The organism is Brachybacterium sp. AOP29-B2-41 (genome assembly GCF_052378395.1).
Classification (GTDB): Bacteria; Actinomycetota; Actinomycetes; order Actinomycetales; family Dermabacteraceae; genus Brachybacterium.
On the sequence record NZ_JBQSXR010000051.1, the window covers coordinates 1 to 1,411 of the forward strand.

The 1,411-nt window shown below is 66.1% G+C and carries 1 protein-coding gene; it reads left to right on the forward strand.

The genetic code is table 11. From position 1 onward, the window contains the following. The first annotated feature begins 118 nt into the window (after positions 1-118). The gene (locus ACT3T9_RS18820; RefSeq protein WP_444607302.1) at positions 119-1,366 is read left to right on the forward strand and encodes an IS256 family transposase; all 1,248 of its coding nucleotides are present in this window, start codon (positions 119-121) and stop codon (positions 1,364-1,366) included. The last annotated feature ends 45 nt before the right edge of the window (positions 1,367-1,411 follow it).

Genomic DNA, 1,411 nt, shown 5'->3' on the forward strand with positions numbered 1-1,411 from the left:
GTTGAGTCCCGCATAGTGGTGTAGCGCGGTGGCCTCGTGATCGTCTCTGACGAGGACGCGGTCACCGTGTGATCCTTCGAGTGAACCTCTCACAGCACTCTCGAACGGAGTCATCACGATGACCGCTCCTCATATTGTCGACCCTCACGGCCTGCTCGGCGAAGCCCTGGCCGACGCCTCTCCGGATCTGATGCGCACGATGCTGCAACGGATCATCAACGGGCTCCTCTCCGCGGACGCCGACGCGGTCGCCGGCGCTGAATACGGCCGACCCAGCCCCGACCGAGCAACCCAGCGCAATGGTTACCGCCATCGCGACCTCGACACCCGGGTCGGTACGATCGACGTCGCCGTCCCCAAGCTGCGTTCGGGCACTTACTTTCCGGAGTGGCTGCTCGAGCGCCGTAAACGCGCCGAATCCGCGCTGATCACCGTGGTCGCGGACTGCTACCTCGCCGGGGTCTCCACCCGCCGCATGGACAAACTGGTCAAGACGCTCGGCATCAACAGCCTCTCGAAGTCACAGGTCAGCCGTATGGCAGCCGATCTCGACGAGCACGTCGAACAGTTCCGCCACCGCCCCCTGGACGCCGCCGGACCGTTCACGTTCGTCGCCGCGGACGCACTGACGATGAAAGTCCGCGAAGGTGGCCGCGTCATCAACGCGGTCGTCCTCGTCGCGACCGGAGTCAATGGCGACGGACACCGCGAGGTCCTCGGCATGCGGGTCGCGACCAGTGAGACTGGGGCGGCGTGGAGCAGCTTCTTCGCTGACCTGGTCGCCCGCGGGCTGGGAGGAGTCCGTCTGGTGACCTCCGATGCGCATGCCGGGTTGGTCGAGGCGATCGCCGCGCACCTGCCCGGAGCGTCCTGGCAGCGGTGCCGCACCCACTACGCCGCGAACCTGATGAGCATCTGCCCGAAGTCCATGTGGCCTGCGGTGAAGGCGATGCTCCACAGTGTCTATGACCAGCCTGATGCTGCGGCGGTGACCGCGCAGTTCGATCGGTTGTTGGACTACGTGGGTGAGAAGCTGCCCGCCGTGGCCGAGCACCTTGATGCCGCTCGCGCTGACGTCCTCGCGTTCACTGGGTTCCCCAAAGACGTCTGGGTCCAGATCTGGTCGAACAACCCCGCCGAGCGGCTGAACCGCGAGATCCGCCGGCGCACGGACTCCGTCGGGATCTTTCCCTCTCGCGACGCGATCGTCCGCCTCGTCGGTGCGGTCCTGGCCGAGCAGACCGATGAATGGGCCGAAGGACGTCGCTACCTCGGGCTCGACGTCCTGGCCCGTTGCCGCCTGACCATCACCACCAGCACCGTGAATGAGGTGACCACCGAGACCTTGCCCGCCCTGACAGCCTGACCCCTCTCATCGAAGGAGCGCTACACCACTTCCCGGGACTTGACC